At 59.4% G+C, this 16,402-nt stretch carries 14 protein-coding genes; 1 reads left to right on the top strand and 13 read right to left on the bottom strand.

The window, feature by feature from the left end; translation table 11 throughout:
- Positions 1-378 precede the first annotated feature (378 nt).
- Together SB756_RS04635 and SB756_RS04630 are read right to left on the bottom strand one after the other, a co-directional pair.
- The gene (locus SB756_RS04635) at positions 379-1,785 is read right to left on the bottom strand and encodes an acyl-CoA reductase (RefSeq protein ID WP_410910276.1); all 1,407 of its coding nucleotides are present in this window, start codon (positions 1,783-1,785) and stop codon (positions 379-381) included.
- Entirely contained in the window at positions 1,782-3,140 is a 1,359-nt protein-coding gene (locus SB756_RS04630; RefSeq protein ID WP_410910275.1) for a hypothetical protein, read from the bottom strand. Before SB756_RS04630 ends, SB756_RS04635 begins: the two co-directional genes overlap by 4 nt.
- Before the next feature lie 198 nt (positions 3,141-3,338).
- On the opposite strand from SB756_RS04630, the gene SB756_RS04625 reads away from it, so the two are divergent.
- Positions 3,339-4,157, top strand: coding sequence for a metalloregulator ArsR/SmtB family transcription factor (locus SB756_RS04625; protein WP_410910274.1), 819 nt, complete (start codon positions 3,339-3,341; stop codon positions 4,155-4,157).
- 26 nt (positions 4,158-4,183) lie between these two features.
- Here the strand turns inward: SB756_RS04625 and SB756_RS04620 are convergent, their stop codons facing one another.
- The 11 genes from SB756_RS04620 to SB756_RS04570 form a co-directional block, all read right to left on the bottom strand.
- Entirely contained in the window at positions 4,184-5,161 is a 978-nt protein-coding gene (locus SB756_RS04620) for an NAD(P)H-dependent flavin oxidoreductase (RefSeq protein ID WP_341798877.1), read from the bottom strand.
- 85 nt (positions 5,162-5,246) lie between these two features.
- Positions 5,247-6,221 (bottom strand): NAD(P)H-dependent flavin oxidoreductase, encoded by a 975-nt coding sequence (locus SB756_RS04615; RefSeq protein ID WP_341798562.1) that lies wholly within the window; start codon positions 6,219-6,221, stop codon positions 5,247-5,249.
- 99 nt (positions 6,222-6,320) lie between these two features.
- The gene (locus SB756_RS04610) at positions 6,321-7,817 is read right to left on the bottom strand and encodes an aldehyde dehydrogenase family protein (protein WP_410910273.1); all 1,497 of its coding nucleotides are present in this window, start codon (positions 7,815-7,817) and stop codon (positions 6,321-6,323) included.
- Positions 7,818-7,897: 80 nt separating this feature from the next.
- Positions 7,898-8,725 carry an SDR family NAD(P)-dependent oxidoreductase gene (locus tag SB756_RS04605; protein ID WP_410910272.1) on the bottom strand — a complete coding sequence of 276 codons (828 nt, stop codon included), beginning with the start codon at positions 8,723-8,725 and terminating at the stop codon, positions 7,898-7,900.
- 111 nt (positions 8,726-8,836) lie between these two features.
- Entirely contained in the window at positions 8,837-9,844 is a 1,008-nt protein-coding gene (locus tag SB756_RS04600; protein ID WP_341798559.1) for a phytanoyl-CoA dioxygenase family protein, read from the bottom strand.
- Positions 9,845-9,987: 143 nt separating this feature from the next.
- Positions 9,988-10,737 carry an SDR family NAD(P)-dependent oxidoreductase gene (locus tag SB756_RS04595; protein WP_410910271.1) on the bottom strand — a complete coding sequence of 250 codons (750 nt, stop codon included), beginning with the start codon at positions 10,735-10,737 and terminating at the stop codon, positions 9,988-9,990.
- 41 nt (positions 10,738-10,778) lie between these two features.
- Positions 10,779-12,683 carry a sulfate adenylyltransferase subunit CysN gene (cysN, locus tag SB756_RS04590; RefSeq protein WP_410910270.1) on the bottom strand — a complete coding sequence of 635 codons (1,905 nt, stop codon included), beginning with the start codon at positions 12,681-12,683 and terminating at the stop codon, positions 10,779-10,781.
- Positions 12,683-13,585: a sulfate adenylyltransferase subunit CysD gene (gene cysD, locus SB756_RS04585; protein ID WP_341798556.1), complete on the bottom strand. Its 903-nt coding sequence runs from the start codon at positions 13,583-13,585 to the stop codon at positions 12,683-12,685. Before cysD ends, cysN begins: the two co-directional genes overlap by 1 nt.
- Positions 13,578-14,354, bottom strand: coding sequence for a 3'(2'),5'-bisphosphate nucleotidase CysQ (locus tag SB756_RS04580; RefSeq protein WP_410910269.1), 777 nt, complete (start codon positions 14,352-14,354; stop codon positions 13,578-13,580). The genes cysD and SB756_RS04580 overlap by 8 nt, the downstream gene beginning before the upstream one ends.
- A gap of 30 nt (positions 14,355-14,384) precedes the next feature.
- Positions 14,385-15,548, bottom strand: a complete 1,164-nt coding sequence (locus SB756_RS04575) for a sulfotransferase family protein (RefSeq protein ID WP_410910268.1) — start codon at positions 15,546-15,548, stop codon at positions 14,385-14,387.
- 60 nt (positions 15,549-15,608) lie between these two features.
- On the bottom strand, positions 15,609-16,397 hold the full coding sequence (locus tag SB756_RS04570) for an SDR family NAD(P)-dependent oxidoreductase (RefSeq protein WP_341798553.1): 789 nt from the start codon (positions 16,395-16,397) through the stop codon (positions 15,609-15,611).
- Between the last annotated feature and the right edge of the window lie 5 nt (positions 16,398-16,402).

The following is a 16,402-nucleotide window of genomic DNA, read 5'->3' as shown; positions in this document are numbered from 1 at the left end:
GCTGAATTCGCCAAGCCCTCTGTAGGACAAATAGGCCGCTTAACAGTGAGCATTATCGTTGTTGTGTAAGGGTTTTTAAGGGGTTAACCACTTTTTTGGTGCTGAGCATTTTTTTTGCGTTACATGTAACTAATAGGTGAGAGCCTTTGCCAAAACGACTGCAGAACGCGTTGCCAACTTTAGGGCGAGTTGCGTCTGCGAGCTGATTTGGGCGCTCGACACAGTCAGCTCTAGGCCTCGCGCCACCTGGCGCAGCTTCAAACCTGCGGGTTGCTAAGATCGTCGGCAGGTTTCCTGTTGCTATGTACCCTCACTGAGTTGAGCCGTGTGTGAGGGAGTGACGCCGCGCAGCGGCGTCATGGCTGCGCATGCAGCTGCTCAGCCCTCGTCGTTCACCCAGCGAACGAAGCGCTGCAGAGGATTGAAGCCGTCATGAGGCAAGCCGGCCTCTATGCCGGCCGAGCCGCCGATATTCACCACCCGCTGCGCCCCCGCCCCTGCCAACCGGTCGCGCAGCAGTGCTTTGCGTTGCGCTGGATAGACACCCACCGTCTGGGTGGCGATGTTCACATGGCGTATCGCATCCTGCAGGTCCTGGACCTGCACGACATTGACGATCTTGCCATCAGGGTGGAAGTCAACGGGATCTTGTGAACGGATAACCACGCCTTCCCCACCGTAGCCACCCCACACCCGGTAGGCGGGCTCGAGCATTCGCAAACCGTCGATCTCGTCACGCAGCTCTGCCGGTACTCGCGGTCCGATTGCCGAAGCCATAGGTCGGTCGACATTCATGCGCTGTTGCAACAGCGCGCAATAGCGGTCGACTTGCTCGGTCGTGCCCTCGACAAACTGAAAGCGGCTGGAGGCGCAAGCCTGCTGGTTCATGAGGGTGACATCGAAGGCTGCCTTGTCGGCGACAGCCGCCAGTGTCTCTGGTGAGTCGAACACCTCACGACCAATCATCGAGATCGAGGTTTTGGGATCGAACGACACAAGCTCAAAACCAGGACCTATGTACTTGCTGACACTGCGGATGGCGCTATCCCCGCCCCAAGCGACCACCTTGTCGAAGAACTGCGGCCTGAACAGCGCACGCTCGACCTGCTCATCGCCTCCTCGCCAATACACTGCAGAGAACGAGCGCGTCAGCGGATGCCCAGGTGCCACGCTCGCCATGGCTCGCAAAATAGCTGGCGCTGTGAACAGGTCGTTGGAAGGCAACTTGAGCAGGTGGACGCCCTTGGTCAGGGCTCCCCGTACAACCGTCAATGCAGAAACGCCCGGGGCGTTTCCTGCAACGATATGAATCAACCTGGGTGGAAATGCGCGAATGCGGCTCTGCCGTCCACTGGGGGAATCCTTGATCTCGCGCCAGCCGTCGAGCACATCGGAGCCGCCCAGTTCAGTGCGAATCTGAAATTCCAGGCCCGCCCGATTGAACGGCGCTGAAATATTCTCATAGGAAAACTCCATGATATGCCGCGGCAACGGCCCCGTTTTGAGGGAGTTCTCCAAGGCTTGGGCTACCAGCCCCTCAGGGTCTGCCTTGAGCCACTGGCCGGTCTGCTCCAATACATCAATGATCTCGCTGACTGGCGTCTCGAAGGCCGGGCCAGGCTTATCCCGCTTCCAAACCAGCTGATCGAGGTCAATTCGAGGGGTAGCGAACCGCGCGTGGGCAGGCCCATGCTCCGACTCGGCGCCTAGTACCACATCGCCCTTGATGATGTGGCAAACAGCAACCGCTTCGGCTGCGGGTTGTGCAACTGAGGAAGTGGTCATTCTGCAAGCGCTCCGCGGATGTAGGCATCGAGCGTTCCCGCGCACCCGATATGATCGTCCTGGCCAATCTGGCTAAAACGCGTGATGTTGTCGAGCAAGGTGGGGCCGTGGCGCCCGCAAGGGCAATGGTCAGAGAAGTCGACGGTCACTTTGTCGCCGGTGATCACGCCCCCCCAGCGTCCTTCGAACAGCAGGTCAAGGAATGCAAAGCGGCCTTCGACCCTATCGTTTTCGTCGGCATCTGCTGGCGTCAGCAAGCGCTCCCCCGGCTCATCGGTAATCAACCAGATCAAGCCCGGGGCGCGATGGTAGCGCCCGGCTTCACAGCGGGGCATCAGCTGGGCCATTTCAGTCATGCCATAGGCCGCAGGGCGGATGACGTTGCCGTAGAAGCGTTCCACTTGCTCTTTGTAGTCTTCAGGCAGTGCGACGCCTTTGATACCGCCGCCCGCCTGAATAATGGCCCCAGGGTGGAACTCACCGTCGCCGATACCGCGCTCCCGTGCGCACTGGATAATCATCATGTGCTGGGCCCAAAGGCCACTGACCATGATCGGCTCATGGCGGTGGTCGAGGATTTTTTCGGCAAGCAGGCGCATGGCCGCAGCGCCCTCTTGCGCTTTCACCCGTGCTGACGCTTCAAAAGCCTGGATTTCTTCAGGCAGCGCGGTGCCCTCGGCGATGGCTTTGCGCATTGCAGCAGCACGGCTCACTTCACTGATCAGTAACGGCTCTTCAGTCAAAGCAAACATTGCACCCGGCCGACCCCAATTAACGCGGCCGATCTGCGCCGATTCGATAGCGCTGTTGTATCCCTTGATCGGGCCAAGCCAGAACAAGGCACGATTGGGCTCCGCCTTCGCAAATGGCCAGCCGGTGGCATGCTTGTAATGCAGCGCCTTGTTTTCCTGGTCGCCGGCGGTGTGATTGAGAAATGAGCATTTGCCACTCGAGCCGCTGGTGGCCAATGGGCGGTGGCCGGCTTCATACAGGCGCTCGAGCCATTCATCGACATCGCGCACGCCGTCCACGTTTACATTGCTGACGTCAGCAACCGATAGCGTTTGCAGCCACTGCAGCATGCGGTCCCACCGATTGTTATCGATGAAGGACTGCGGGTAGGACTTGTAAACCGTGTGCGAGAAAAGGAGCGGCACCAGTTGTTCGAGGCTGTCGATGTGGGTGATCCCGGCTTCCTCGGCGCGGTGGCGCAGGAGCGGTATCTGCTCGATGCGCTCTCGGAACAGCTCCTGGGCAGCCTGGATCTGCATGTCATGCACGTTGGCCGCCGGCTGATCGAACGCGCTGTCGGGGTCGAGTATGTGCGACAACAATTGCTTACGTACGGGAGTCATTGCTTACCTCACAGTGTTGTTCTTTTATGTGAACGGCGTTTTGTTTTCCCGTGGAAATTAATATACCCGTTTATTCTCGGCGTCAACTGCACGAAATGCAGCGCTCTAGGGGGTTTTACCTGCAAAACAAATAGAGTTGGCCAGGATCGAAGCGTGCTGTTAGTGTGTGCAAACCACACCCCCGAGGCTTATGCGTAAGTGATTACTAACCAATCTGAGCATCTACAGCCTGTATTTATTGCGCTGGCTGACCCCACCAGGCGCGCATTGCTGGAGATCCTGGCGAAGGCTCCAAGCCATGTGGGCGCATTGGCACAGCAGGTGCCAGTGTCACGTTCAGCGGTCTCGCAGCACCTCAAGGTGCTCAAGGACGCAGGATTGGTGCAACAAGCCAAACGGGGCCAGCAGCGCATTTATGCGGTGATGGATGAATCGCAGGGGGTGCTCAAGGCAATGAGCAATTATGCGCTGTCGCTCGTTGCCCCTGCGCCAGGCGAAACGGACGCGAAGCGTACTCCGCTGGTCATTCAGGAACGAGGCGGGGCACGGACATTGGATTGGGCAGCCCTCAACGACGAGGTCGACGCTCAAACCGTCTCATTGGCTGGACGGTTTTATGTGGCGGGTCACCGTATGGAGCGCCTGCTCGCCCGCACCGCGGCCGCTTACCAGCTGAATGTGGGCGAAGCGATGATCTTGGGCACTTTGAAAAGGCTCGGGAATGACCGTACCTGCACGCCGACCGAATTAGGTCGGCATTCGCTGATATCCGTGACGGGGATCGCGAAGCGCCTGAACCGTCTTGAACAGGCAGGCTTGATTGAGCGTACGAGTGACGAAGAGGATCGTCGCTCGGTACAGGTGCGCTTGACAGCGGCGGGCGCCCGGACCTTCGAGGCGATCAGCCATGAGCAGTTCACTCAGAGCTACGTCGGGTTCAATGCGCTTTCACCGACGCAGCGCGAGGGCCTGGACGATGTATTGGAGAGTTTGCTGGGTACCCTTCCCGACACCTGACAGCAGGCTACGGGAAGGCCAGACTTCTACCGCGCTGCGTAGCGCAACAGCCGCTCATTGATGATCGCACGGGCATCAGCAATGATGGTTTGCACAAGCGTGTCGCAGCTCGGGATGTCGCGAATCAGGCCTACCCCCATCCCGGCAGCGTAGGCGCCATCATCCGCGTCGCCACGCTCCACCGCACTCACCCAGCGCTGGCTGCTCGCCAAGGTCATCAGTTGGTCGTGGTCCGCCCCTGCCCGCTCCAGCTCCAGAATCTGATCGGTCAGCGCATTTTTGAGCACGCGAGTGGAGTCGCCGATGCTGCGGCAGATCAGCGTGGTATCACGCTCCGTCGCCGCCAGATACCGGGCTTTGACTGCTTCGGGCATAGGTGACTCGCGGGCCATCAAAAACCGTGTTCCCATTGCAATCCCTTCTGCACCCAACGCCAATGCTGCCACCAAACCACGGCCGTCGGCGAATCCGCCATTGGCTACCACAGGGATCGTGAGTTGGTCGACCGCTGCGGGGATCAGCACCATATTGGGCACTTGGTCCTCGCCCGGATGACCAGCCGCTTCAAAGCCGGTCAAGCTGACTGCGTCTGCACCGAGCTGCTGTGCTTTCAGGGCAAAACGCACGGCTGTGCATTTATGAAGTACCTTGATGCCGGCTTCCTTGAAAGCGGCAATAAAGTACGCGGGATTGCCACCCGCCGTTTCCACGCATGTCACCCCAGCGTCCAGAATCACTTTCGCGCTGTCCTCAGGCTTGACGCTGAGTTTGGACAAGATCGTAAGGTTGACGCCGAATGGTTTGTCCGTGAGGCTGCGAACCTTCTCGATTTCCTCACGCAAAGCACCAGGTGAAGGGAAGCTGTGCGCGGAAAGAAAGCCAAGCCCGCCGGCGTTCGCTACCGCTGCTACAAGCTCTGCGCGCGAAACGAAGCGCATGCCACCTTGAATCAACGGGTAATCAATACCGAAGAGTTCTGTAATTCTGGTCTTGAACATGGCAATTCCAAGAGATCAGTTCTGAAGTGCAGTGACCCTGAACCGCTTGGCTCGAATGCGCTCAGCACGGTCACTGCCTACGGGTTCCCGCTCACGCCGAAGCAAAGAGGGTTGCTTGAGCCAGCTGCTTGCGGCATTCGCTGATCATGCGCTCGAGCAAGTCTTTGCAGGTGGGAATGTCATTCATCAAACCGATCGCCTGGCTCGCCCAGACCAATCCATCGTTGACGTTGCCCGACTCCAGTGTCGCGCGTCCACGCGCGCCCATCACCAAGGGTCGGACATCCTCGAACGTGCAGCCACCCGGCCGACGCTCGATCGCTACCACCTGTTCGGAAATCTCGTTACGGAAGACCCGGCCACTGTTTTTCAACGTGCGGAAAATAACCACCGTGTCACGCTCGCTGCCCTGAACAACCGATTCCTTGATGTTGGAATGGATCGGCGCCTCTTGGGTAAGCATGAACCGGGTACCCATGTTGACCCCCTGGGCGCCCAGTACAAGCGCAGCCGCCAGGCCGTAGCCGTCGGCAATGCCGCCAGATGCAATCACGGGAATAGTCAGGGCTTTGACCGCGGCCGGTATCAGGACCAAGCCACCCACATCATCCTCACCAGGATGCCCAGCGCATTCAAAGCTATCGATGCTGATGATATCGACGCCATTGCGCTGTGCGCTCAGGGCATGACGTACCGATGTGCATTTGTGCAGGATTTTGATTCCAGCCGCTTTCAGACGATCAAAAAACTCTTTAGGACAATTACCTGCGGTTTCGACGATCTTCACTCCGCTTTCGATAATGGCCTGCAGGTAGTCAGCGTAGGGTGGTGGGTTGGCTGAAGGGAGTACCGTCAGATTGACCCCAAACGGCTGGTCTGTGAGGCCTCGGCACCGGTCGATCTCGGCGCGCAATGCGTCAGGTGTCGGCTGAGTAAGGGCGGTCAAGATGCCAAGCCCGCCGGCATTGGAAACAGCAGAGGCAAGTTCAGCGCGCCCCACCCACATCATGCCCCCTTGTACGATCGGGTAGCGGATGCCAAGCAGCTCGGTAACTGCGGTCTTCATAACGCCCTCTCTCCTGTTGCGGTGGATCACGAATTGTTCTTATATTTGAACGCCATTCAAAATAGCACGCAACCATGGCGTGAACAATGCTCGCGCTCTTCAGCTTGTTGAAATGCTGACACCCACACCTTTGGTACGGATGAACTCATCCAGGCCAGCTTTGCCGCCTTCGCGACCAAATCCGGAATTCCCCAGCCCGCCAAAAGGTGAGCCTGGGTGGAGGGCCGGAGTTGCACGGTTGACATACACAGTCCCCGCATGCAACCGATCAACCAGACGCTGGGCAGTATTGAGGTTGGTGGTCTGGATGTAGGCGGCCAAGCCGTACTCAGTCGCATTGGCCAAGGCTACAGCTTCCTGCTCATCACGAAATTTGAAGGCACATAGCACAGGGCCGAACACTTCCTTCTGAGCAATGGATGCATACGGGTCGGCATCCGCAATCAACGTCGGCGGGATGAAGTTACCCGGGGGACCTGCAGTCACCGCATGATCGAAAAACCGGCCGGCGCCGCTTGCACGCGCGGTGTCGATCATGTCCTGTACCCGCTCCCAGGCAGTGGCATTGATCAAAGGCCCCACGATCACGCTTTGGTCAAGCGGGTCACCGTAAGGTATATGGTCAATGGTGGTTTGAAGCGCATCGATAAAGCGCTCGTAGATCGCCTCATGGATGATCAGGCGGGTAGGCAAAGCGCAGCCTTGGCCACTGTTGGACAACCCAAACGTAGCGCAGTAAGCGGCAGTAGCCGCGACATCCACATCGGGGAACACAACATTCGCCGATTTGCCTCCTAACTCGAACACCAAGGGTTTCAGGGTGTCCGCGGCCGACCGCATGATTGCGCGCGCCGCACCAGGCCCCCCAGTGAATGAGATTTTGTCGACGCCAGGATGACTCACGAGTGCTGCGCCTGCCGCTACTCCTCCTGGCAATACGTTGATGACCCCAGGCGGCACACCTGCTTCAAACGCCAGCTCCGCGAAAAGCTGGGCGCTGAACGGGGTGAACTCAGCCGGTTTGATGACAACGCAATTACCGGCCGCAAGCGCAGGCGGGACCTTCATTGCCAACGACAGTAAAGGCGCATTCCAGGTGATGATATGCCCCACGACACCATAGGGCTCAGGCACTGTGTACTCGAAGTGGCCTCCTCCCGCTGGGCTCCCGGTCACCAAGCCTTCTATCTTGTCGGCCCAGCCGGCGTAGTAGCGCACCCAGTTGATGACACGAGGGGCAATGCCCTCGACCATGGTGCTGATTGGAATGCCGTTTTCGACCACTGCCATCTGTGAAAACCGGTCGATGTTCTGGTCGATCAGGTCTGCGAAACGATCGAGAATCAGCCGGCGATGCGCCGGCTTCGTGAGGCGCCACGCCGGGTATGCGGCGCGGGCAGCAGCCACTGCCATATCCACTTCGTCCCGGCCAGCCAGGGGGATCTCCATCTGAAACTGGCCAGTGGCGGCGTTGCAGTGGCTGAAAGTCCCACCACTCCCTCGCGCGATGGTCCGCTCACCGATCAGTAGATTGACATCAGGCAGTGTCGCGGCAATCGCTGCGTGCGCCGCAGCGTTTGGAGCGATGAATTTCATCGTTGGAATTCCTTTCGCAGTGCCGTTTGTAAATGGCTGTTGATGGCCTACGCGACAGTCTCCTCTACCCCCTGTCAGCGCTATTGCGCGGCGCCAGCCTCGATCAACGCATGGGCAGACAGTGGGCCGATTTCGGTCACCCCGCCGTCTACCGGGAGGTGCACGCCGGTGATGAAGCGCGCCTCATCACTGGCCAGGAAGCGCACGGCCAACGCAACATCCCACCCATCACCCTCGATACCGAGTGGGCCGACATTGCGCCGCTTGACGCGCATCTGTTCGGGTAGAAGCGACATCGCCAGGGGGGTGAGTACATGGCCAGGCGCAACGGTATTGGCCCGAATGCCTTGACGGCCATACAACACCGTCAGCTCGCGTGCCAATGCTGCCATGGCGGCTTTCGAAGGGCCGTAGGCAATACTGCCGTGTGCGCGTATGCCCGCTATCGACGAAATGTTGATGATCGAGCCCCCACCGTTCTGGGTCATCGCAGGCACCGAGTAACGGCTCATCAGCATCGCGCTGGTCAAGTTGATGTTGAGCACACGCGTCCAGGCTTCTTCATCGTCCGCCTCCAGAGCGACCGGCGTAGCCACACCAACATTGTTCACCAGCACGTCGAGGCGGCCATAACGGCTCATGGTTTCCTCGACGATTCGGGCACAGTCATCACGCAGGGTGACATTTGCGCTGATAACGAAGGCTTCTGCGCCCATGCTCTCTATCTGCTTGAGCGTGTCTTGCGCTCGCTGGGCATCCAGGTCCACAAGGCACACTTTGGCCCCTTCACCGGCGAGGACGACGGCAATTGCCCGACCAATACCAATGCCGTCGCCTTCGGCGCCAGCGCCGGTGACGATTGCGACCTTTCCAGCCATCGTTGCGTTGTAGTTTTTGGGTTGAGGCATGATTCAGCGCTCCAGATACAAGCAGGTATTCAGCCGGCAGCCGAACGCCCCGCCGCAGCGCCCTTCAACAAAGAGCTGTGCGGCGGGGTAGCTAGCCTGCCAGGTAGAGGGTCAGTGGATCGACCGCACCAGTGTCGCGACCAGTCCATCGTCGCTGTTGACTAGCACTGTCTCGCCGATCTGGAATGTTTTCGGGATGTCATCACCCTCGCGCTTCTTCCCGTCGGTCCCGCGCACATAGGTCTGCGGGACGATCGCAAAGCTTTTTTCCTGCTGAGTGCGCTGGTCACGCAGGGTAACCTGGTCGGGCGTGATGCCGAGTACCTTTCCAATCGATGGCACCTTGCCCGAGGCTTCGGTGACGCGGATATCCATGGACATCCGGAAGCGGTCTTTCGACAGATTGGTCAAACCACTGTGGGGGAGATTCAAATCGAAGATCACAATGTCGCCCGGCTCGAAATCAGCCCGTTTCCAGCCTTCAATGGGAATAAGGTTGGCCGGAATAGGGAATGAGGGAGGGTTGGTCACGTCATGCAAGATGGGGCCGCGGTGCGCGCCCTCAACCCAGGCGCAGCCACCGACTTCATCGTCAACAGTATCGATGGGTACCCAGCAGATTTTCATTTCCAGGCCGCGACTGTAAAAGCCGTCCTGATGTGGGTAGATGAACCGGTTCTGGCCTGGATCCTCTACCGGTGGATTGGCTCGGTATTCTGCGATGGGCAGCCAGAACGGATCGTCGCCGAGCAGTTCTTTCATGGTCGCGACGATCTTGGGGTTTTCGGTCAACATACGATGCATGTCGTTGTGGTTGAACTCACCGACGCGCGCGAGCTCGGCTGGGGACACGCTCTTGCCTTCAAAGCTGGCGCCGTTATAACGATTTTCGGTAACGCCAGGATCGATCAGGCCATGGCGCTGCAGATAATCAATCCAGCGCGCACGCATTTCGCCGATAACACCCTTGTCCAGGACCCCTTTGAAGTACCAATAACCATCGCGTTCCCATGCCTGATCGAGCGCTTTCCGGTCGCCGAGCAGGTGATTCGCAGTTTTCAATTGGCCCATTTGCCTGGGCGGGTTCAACGGTACGGTTTGTGCGTTGTTATTGTTCATACACCGTCTTTCCTTCTGACTTGGGTTCAGTCAACGAGGTTGATGATGTCCCATGCTGACCCGGATTTCCGGCCGGCATTAGGGTCGCATTCAACATAATTAGGGGGTGAATTCGACAAGCGTCGTTTAGTTGTATCCATTGATTACGCTCCTGCTGTGCGCCCATCATCGATCACCTGCATGGCACCGGTTATTCCTGCAGCCTCGTCGCTTGCCAGAAACAGCGCCAGGCTTGCTACCTCGTGCGGTTCGATCATGCGGGCGCTGGTTCTGGCTAACAGGCTGGCCATGCTTTCATCGGAAAGCCCCTCAAAAATCGACGTGCGCGTCATGCCCGGACAAATTGCGTTAACGCGAATGCGATGGGCTCGATACTCCAAGGCCGCCGCCCGCGTCATCATCAGCAACGCACCCTTTGATGCCAGATAGGCGATGGAGTTGGAGGTGGCTGAAAATGCACCGACAGAAGCGGTATTGATGATCGAGCCTCCCCCTGAGGCCATCATCAACACCAAGGCGCTTTTCATCATCAAGAACGCACCGCGCTGGTTCACATCGATGACGCGATCCCAATCCTTGAGTGTCACTTCATGCGTTGGCACCCGCTGCGCGGGCCCGATACCGGCGTTATTGGCCAGCACATCGAGCCGGCCATAGCGCGCATGAACATGCGTAAATAATGCCTCGACCGCCGCTGGGTCACTGACATCGCAGGGCCAAGACTCGAAACTGCCCGTGGCGTTATCAGCCGTACCCGAAGGCAGAGGTTCGACGGTATCAAGGTCCACGGCTATCACCCGCGCGCCCTCCTGCACGAACCGTTGCGCCATTGCCCGACCAATACCCGCGCCTGCCCCTGTTACCACCGCTACCTTTCCCGCAATTCGAGCCATGGAAATAGCCTCCGTTTGAAATTGCCCAAGCCGGCCAATACCTACCTGGCCACCACGCCGCGCTCACGCAGGCATGCAACGATCTGCTGCGCAGCGTCCAAAGCGCTTTGGCGTGTCGTGTCGATGTACACGTCCGGCGAGAGCGGCACTTCGTAGGGGGAGTCGATGCCGGTGAAGTTTTTCAAGGTTCCTTGGCGCGCTTTCTTGTACAGACCTTTGGGATCGCGCTGTTCCACGACTGCCAGCGGGGTATCAATGAAGACTTCGACAAACTCACCCTCCTCCACCAGGCTGCGGGCCAGTTCGCGCTCGGCCCTGAACGGTGAGATGAATGCACTGATTACCACCAGCCCTGCATCAACCATCAGATGGGAAACCTCGGCGATACGACGGATATTCTCGACCCTGTCAGCGGCCGTGAAGCCGAGGTCTTTGTTGAGCCCATGGCGTACATTGTCACCATCAAGCAGGTAGGTACGTACGCCAAGCGCATGAAGCTGCTGCTCGACCAGGTTGGCAATGGTGGATTTGCCCGTACCCGAAAGCCCTGTCAACCAGAGCACGACAGGCTTATGCCCAGCGAGCCGGCTACGGGCAGCTTTGTTCACCTCCACGGCTTGCCAGTGCACGTTTTGCGCTCTGCGCAGGGCAAACTGCAGCATCCCCGCCCCGACTGTGAGGTTGGTGATGCGGTCGATGACGATGAAGCTGCCCATGTCGCGATTCTGGGTATACGAATCAAACGGCTGAGGTCGGTCCAGCGCCATGTTGCAGACAGCAATATCGTTCAGTTGCAGTGTCTTGCCCGGCAGGTGCTGCAACGTGTTCACGTCGACAAGGTGCTTCGGCGTCGAGAACGTTGCGCTGACGGTGCTTGCCCCCATCTTCAGCAGATAGGGGCGGCCGGGCAGCATCTCGTTGGCGTCCATCCACACTAGCGTGACCTGGAACTGGTCCGAAACCTCCGCCGGGTCGCCTGCTGCCACCAGCACGTCGCCGCGGCTGACATCGATTTCGTCTGCCAAGGTGACAGTAATGGACTGATGCCGCTGTGCGAGATCAAGATCTCCGTCGAAGGTGACGATGCGTTTGACCGTACTGCAATTGCCCGATGGCAACACCCGCACATTGTCACCTGGCCTGAGCGAGCCCCCTAGCACGCGTCCGGAAAAACCCCGGAAATCGAGATTGGGCCGATTGACCCATTGCACCGGCATGCGCAGAGGGGCGTCGTTACTGACATTGCCAATATCGACGCTCTCCAGATATTGCATCAGGCTAGGCCCTGCATACCAAGGGGTATTAGGGCTAGGTTCGGTCATGTTGTCGCCCTTGAGGGCTGAAAGCGGGATACTCTGGATGCAACTGAATTCCAGTTGCTGAGCGAACGTGCGGTAGGCCTGATCAATACGTTCGAACACTTCCTGTGCGTAATCGACCATGTCGAGCTTGTTCACCGCCAGCACCACATGCTTGATGCCGATCAGAGACACCAGGTAGCTGTGGCGAAACGTCTGGGTCAGCAGGCCTTTGCGCGCATCGACCAGGATGATCGCAACATCGGCGGTAGAAGCGCCCGTCACCATGTTGCGGGTGTACTGCTCATGCCCAGGGGTATCGGCGACGATGAACTTGCGCTTGTCGGTGGAAAAGAACCGATAGGCGACATCGATGGTAATGCCCTGCTCGCGCTCGGCGCTCAGCCCATCGACCAGCAGGGCAAAGTCCAGTTGGTCGCCCTGGGTGCCAGATTTGCGCGAATCGGCCTCCAGGGTGATCATCTGGTCTTCCAGCAGGGCTTTCGCTTCATACAGCAGACGGCCGATCAGCGTGCTCTTGCCATCATCGACGCTCCCGCACGTGATGAACCGTAAGAGCGTCTTTTGCTCATGGAGGTTGAGGTACTGCTCAATGTCTTGCTCGATGAGTGCAGTGTTAGCGTTCATTAGAAGTACCCCTCGACTTTTTTCTTTTCCATGGAGCCTGCGCTGTCGTGATCGATCACGCGCCCTTGGCGTTCAGTGGTAGTGGACAGCAGCATTTCCTGGATGATGGCCGGCAGCGTGTCTGCCTGGGATTCCACTGCCCCGGTCAATGGGTAGCAACCCAGTGTGCGGAACCGCACACTGCGCATTTGCACGCGTTCGCCATCTCGCAGCGGCATGCGCTCGTCATCGACCATGATCAGCGTGCCGTCGCGCTCCACCACCGGCCGCTCAGCGGCGAGATAGAGCGGCACAATGGGAATACTCTCGCGGTAGATGTACTGCCAGATATCCAGCTCGGTCCAATTGGAAAGCGGGAATACGCGGATGCTCTCACCTGGGTGTTTGCGCGCGTTGTACAACCGCCACAACTCCGGGCGCTGGGCCTTGGGGTCCCAACGTTGCTGGGCTGATCGGAATGAGAACACCCGCTCCTTGGCACGGGACTTTTCCTCATCCCTGCGTGCGCCGCCGAATGCCAGGTCAAATTTGTGCAGGGCCAGCGCCTGCTTCAGCCCTTCGGTTTTCCACATGTCAGTGTGCAGCGCCGAGCCGTGGGTGAACGGGTTGATATTCTGTGCTTCGGCCTCGGGGTTGCGATGAACCAGCAACTGCATGCCCGACGCTTTCGCCATCTCCTCGCGCATCTGATACATCGCCTGGAATTTCCAGGTCGTGTCTACATGCAACAACGGAAACGGCGGACGCGACGGAAAGAACGCTTTGCGTGCCAAATGCAGCATCACTGCGCTGTCCTTGCCGATCGAGTACAGCATTACCGGGTTTTCTGACTCCGATACCGCCTCGCGCAGGATATCGATGCTGTCTGCCTCAAGGCGTTGCAGATGGGTCAAATCAGTCATGTTGGAGCTCCTCGTGCCGCTGGCACTCGGCAATGGTCGAAAGGAGAGCGGCTGCAACCTCTGGCCGGCAGATCAGAAGATCAGGCATGAACACTTCACGTTGGTTGTAGCTGCAGGGGCTACCGTCAATGCGCGAAGCATGCAGGCCCGCCGCCAGCGCTACGCCCACGGGGGCGCAAGAATCCCACTCGTATTGGCCACCAGCGTGCAGGTAGGCGTGGGCCTCACCCCGCACCACCGCCATCGCCTTCGCGCCTGCCGACCCCATGGGCACCAATTGCGCATTCAGCCGCAGTGCTACCTGCTCGGCGACCCGCGGCGCTCGGGTGCGGCTGACCAGGATTTTCATGCGCCCCGCTGGCGCTGGCGGTAGAACGATTGGGGCAGCTGCACTGAACACGCTGCCCAGCGCTGGCAGGCTCACAGCGCAAGCCGCGTCGACTTTGCCGTCCTTGACCAAACCGATGTGCACCGCCCAATCCGGTCGGCCTTCCGCATATTCGCGGGTGCCATCGAGCGGGTCGACAATCCACACCCTTTGCTTGTGGAGGCGAGCATCGTCGGACGCCTCTTCCTCTGAAAGCAGGCCGTCATCAGGGCGATGCCTGCGCAGCAAGTCAGTCAGCAAGGTATTCGCCAGGCGATCACCATGTACGCCAAGGTAGGTACTGGATAACAGGCCATGCTCTTTCAGCCTGAGCAGATGTTCGCCGGCAGCGGTTGCCAGGCGTGATGCCAGTTCGGCATCGTCTATTGTCAGATCGGGCATTGGGATACCTCTTGTAGTACAGGAAGTAGCTCAGGCCAGGGCCTGGCGCTGGATATAGGGGGCGAACCGTTGATTGACCCGGTCTGGGTCCAGGCCATAGGTTTCAGCGCTATAACGGTGCTCACCGTGTCGGGCTTCCGGCGCGGCGCTTATCCGCTCAAGCATCCGCGCGCGCGCTTGATCGCTTAAGGTCAGGCCAAAGTGCTGGTAGATGGTCTGGATCACGGCCATCGGCTGGCGCTGGATGTCCTGTTGCAGGATGTCCAGGAACTGGCCGGGCGCCCTGGCCCTTGCGCGGTGTGCGTCCTCGACTGCCGCGCCCCAGTAGCTGGCTTCTCGTTCCCCGATGGCCCGCGTATCGACACCCTCCTCCAGAATGCTGCGAGCCTCACGAAGTACACTGCACAGCGAAGGCAGGGCGCTGGCCGGGGCGCGATGGGTCTGGATCACACAAGCATCGGGAAACACATCCAGCAGGTTGCCGACCTGGGCCACGTGCCCAGGGTTCTTCAACAGCCAGGTCTTCTCCGGGCTGTTGGCGCCGATCAACTGAATGACCTTGCGCAGGCGTCGATAACTGCTCGCCTCGCTCTGCTCCAGCCACCAACGGTCGTAATCGGGTACACGGAGGGAGGAGCCGAAGAAGTTGCTGCAAAAATTCTGCTTCAGCACTTCCAGGCACTCGTCCACGTCATCGGCCTGCATGTCGTGGGCAGCACGCATGTGTGGCGCCGCTGCAAAAAACTGTTCAAGGCCTGCCACGCAAGCCTGGTACCAAGGGTTCGCGGCCCAGGTGTGGCGTTCCGGGCGCGGCATAGGGAACGCGGTGAGCCAGCGCTCCATCCCTTGGAATTGCGGGTCCATCGACAACAACTTGTGCAGTGCCGTGGTGCCCGTGCGTGGGATGCCGATCACAATCAGCGGGCGCGTTACGCGATGCTGCAAGCATCCTGGATGTGTTTTCCAGCCCTCCTCGCTGAGCAAGCGTGAAACCAGAATCCCGACCAGCAGATTCCAGGCAAACTCGCGGCCGCCTGGCTTGAAGACCGGGCCATTGTCATCCAGAGCAGCCAGCAGCCGCTGCAAGCCCGGGAGATATTCAGCAGGGTCACCAAAGTCGGTCAAACCCGTTGCGGCGCTGGCGGCGGCGTGCAACTGCCCCTCCGCGCCCTTGAAGTTGGCGGATATCGTCACGATGGTTATCTCGTTAGCTAGTGATAGAAAGTGGCGGACGCCACATTGCAGTCGCTGCAGCTACCCGGGCCTGGCAGAAGCGATGGCTGCCTGGATTTCGGCAAAGGTAGGATTGCGGCGCAGCGTCAGGCCGCCATTCACCTGCAAGGTCTGGCCAGTCATGAAGCACCCCTCGCTGACCAGGAACAATGCGGCTTGGGCGACATCGTCCACGGTGCCCAAGCGGCCCAGCGGGTACGCCCGCTCGAAGGCCTGGCGCACGCCGGGCACTTCGGTGAAGCCTTGGGTCATTCCGCTCTCGGTCAGGCCGGGGGCGATGCTGTTGATACGGATACCGCGCACGCCGTACTCATCGGCGACGGCCCGGACCACATGCTCGCCGGCGGCCTTGCAGGCGCCATACAGCGCCTGGTCCTGGAAGCCGATACGGGCGATGGCCGACGACAGCATGACCACCGCCCCCCCGTCGGACATCGCTCTCAGCATGCTTTGCAAAAACTGGAACGAGCCTTTGAAAACGGTGCGATAAACCTGGTCCAGGTCTTCCTCGCGGGTTTCGGCAAACGGCTTGCTCAAACCGATGCCCGCAGCATTGACGGCAATGTCCAGCCGACCGTAGCGTTGCAATGTGACCTCTGCCAGGCGCTCGAGGTCAGCCTGACAGGTCACGTCGCAAGGCAGGCAACTGCCGCCTATGTCCCATGCCAGTTGCTCAAGTGGTGCGATGCGTCTGGCCGCGACCACAACCTTGGCGCCATGCGCCGCGAACAATCGGGCGATAGCGCTGCCCATGCCCGGATCAGTGGAGGCACCCAGCACGACCGCCACCTTGCCATTGAGTTGTTCCATGCTGG

This window comes from Pseudomonas sp. SIMBA_068, from assembly GCF_046534705.1.
Classification (GTDB): Bacteria; Pseudomonadota; Gammaproteobacteria; order Pseudomonadales; family Pseudomonadaceae; genus Aquipseudomonas; species Aquipseudomonas putida.
Note: the sequence above shows the minus strand (reverse complement) of the source record. Positions and strands in the feature narration are given on the sequence as shown.

What these genes read in the sequence shown, in the direction of transcription:
- cysD (WP_341798556.1), bottom strand. Translation starts at nt 13,585, where the DNA reads ATGACTGATTTGACCCATCTGCAACGCCTTGAGGCAGACAGCATCGAT.
- SB756_RS04615 (WP_341798562.1), bottom strand. Translation starts at nt 6,221, where the DNA reads ATGAAGACCGCAGTTACCGAGCTGCTTGGCATCCGCTACCCGATCGTA.
- SB756_RS04635 (WP_410910276.1), bottom strand. Translation starts at nt 1,785, where the DNA reads ATGACCACTTCCTCAGTTGCACAACCCGCAGCCGAAGCGGTTGCTGTT.
- SB756_RS04605 (WP_410910272.1), bottom strand. Translation starts at nt 8,725, where the DNA reads ATGCCTCAACCCAAAAACTACAACGCAACGATGGCTGGAAAGGTCGCA.
- SB756_RS04580 (WP_410910269.1), bottom strand. Translation starts at nt 14,354, where the DNA reads ATGCCCGATCTGACAATAGACGATGCCGAACTGGCATCACGCCTGGCA.
- SB756_RS04630 (WP_410910275.1), bottom strand. Translation starts at nt 3,140, where the DNA reads ATGACTCCCGTACGTAAGCAATTGTTGTCGCACATACTCGACCCCGAC.
- SB756_RS04610 (WP_410910273.1), bottom strand. Translation starts at nt 7,817, where the DNA reads ATGAAATTCATCGCTCCAAACGCTGCGGCGCACGCAGCGATTGCCGCG.
- SB756_RS04600 (WP_341798559.1), bottom strand. Translation starts at nt 9,844, where the DNA reads ATGAACAATAACAACGCACAAACCGTACCGTTGAACCCGCCCAGGCAA.
- cysN (WP_410910270.1), bottom strand. Translation starts at nt 12,683, where the DNA reads ATGAACGCTAACACTGCACTCATCGAGCAAGACATTGAGCAGTACCTC.
- SB756_RS04595 (WP_410910271.1), bottom strand. Translation starts at nt 10,737, where the DNA reads ATGGCTCGAATTGCGGGAAAGGTAGCGGTGGTAACAGGGGCAGGCGCG.
- SB756_RS04570 (WP_341798553.1), bottom strand. Translation starts at nt 16,397, where the DNA reads ATGGAACAACTCAATGGCAAGGTGGCGGTCGTGCTGGGTGCCTCCACT.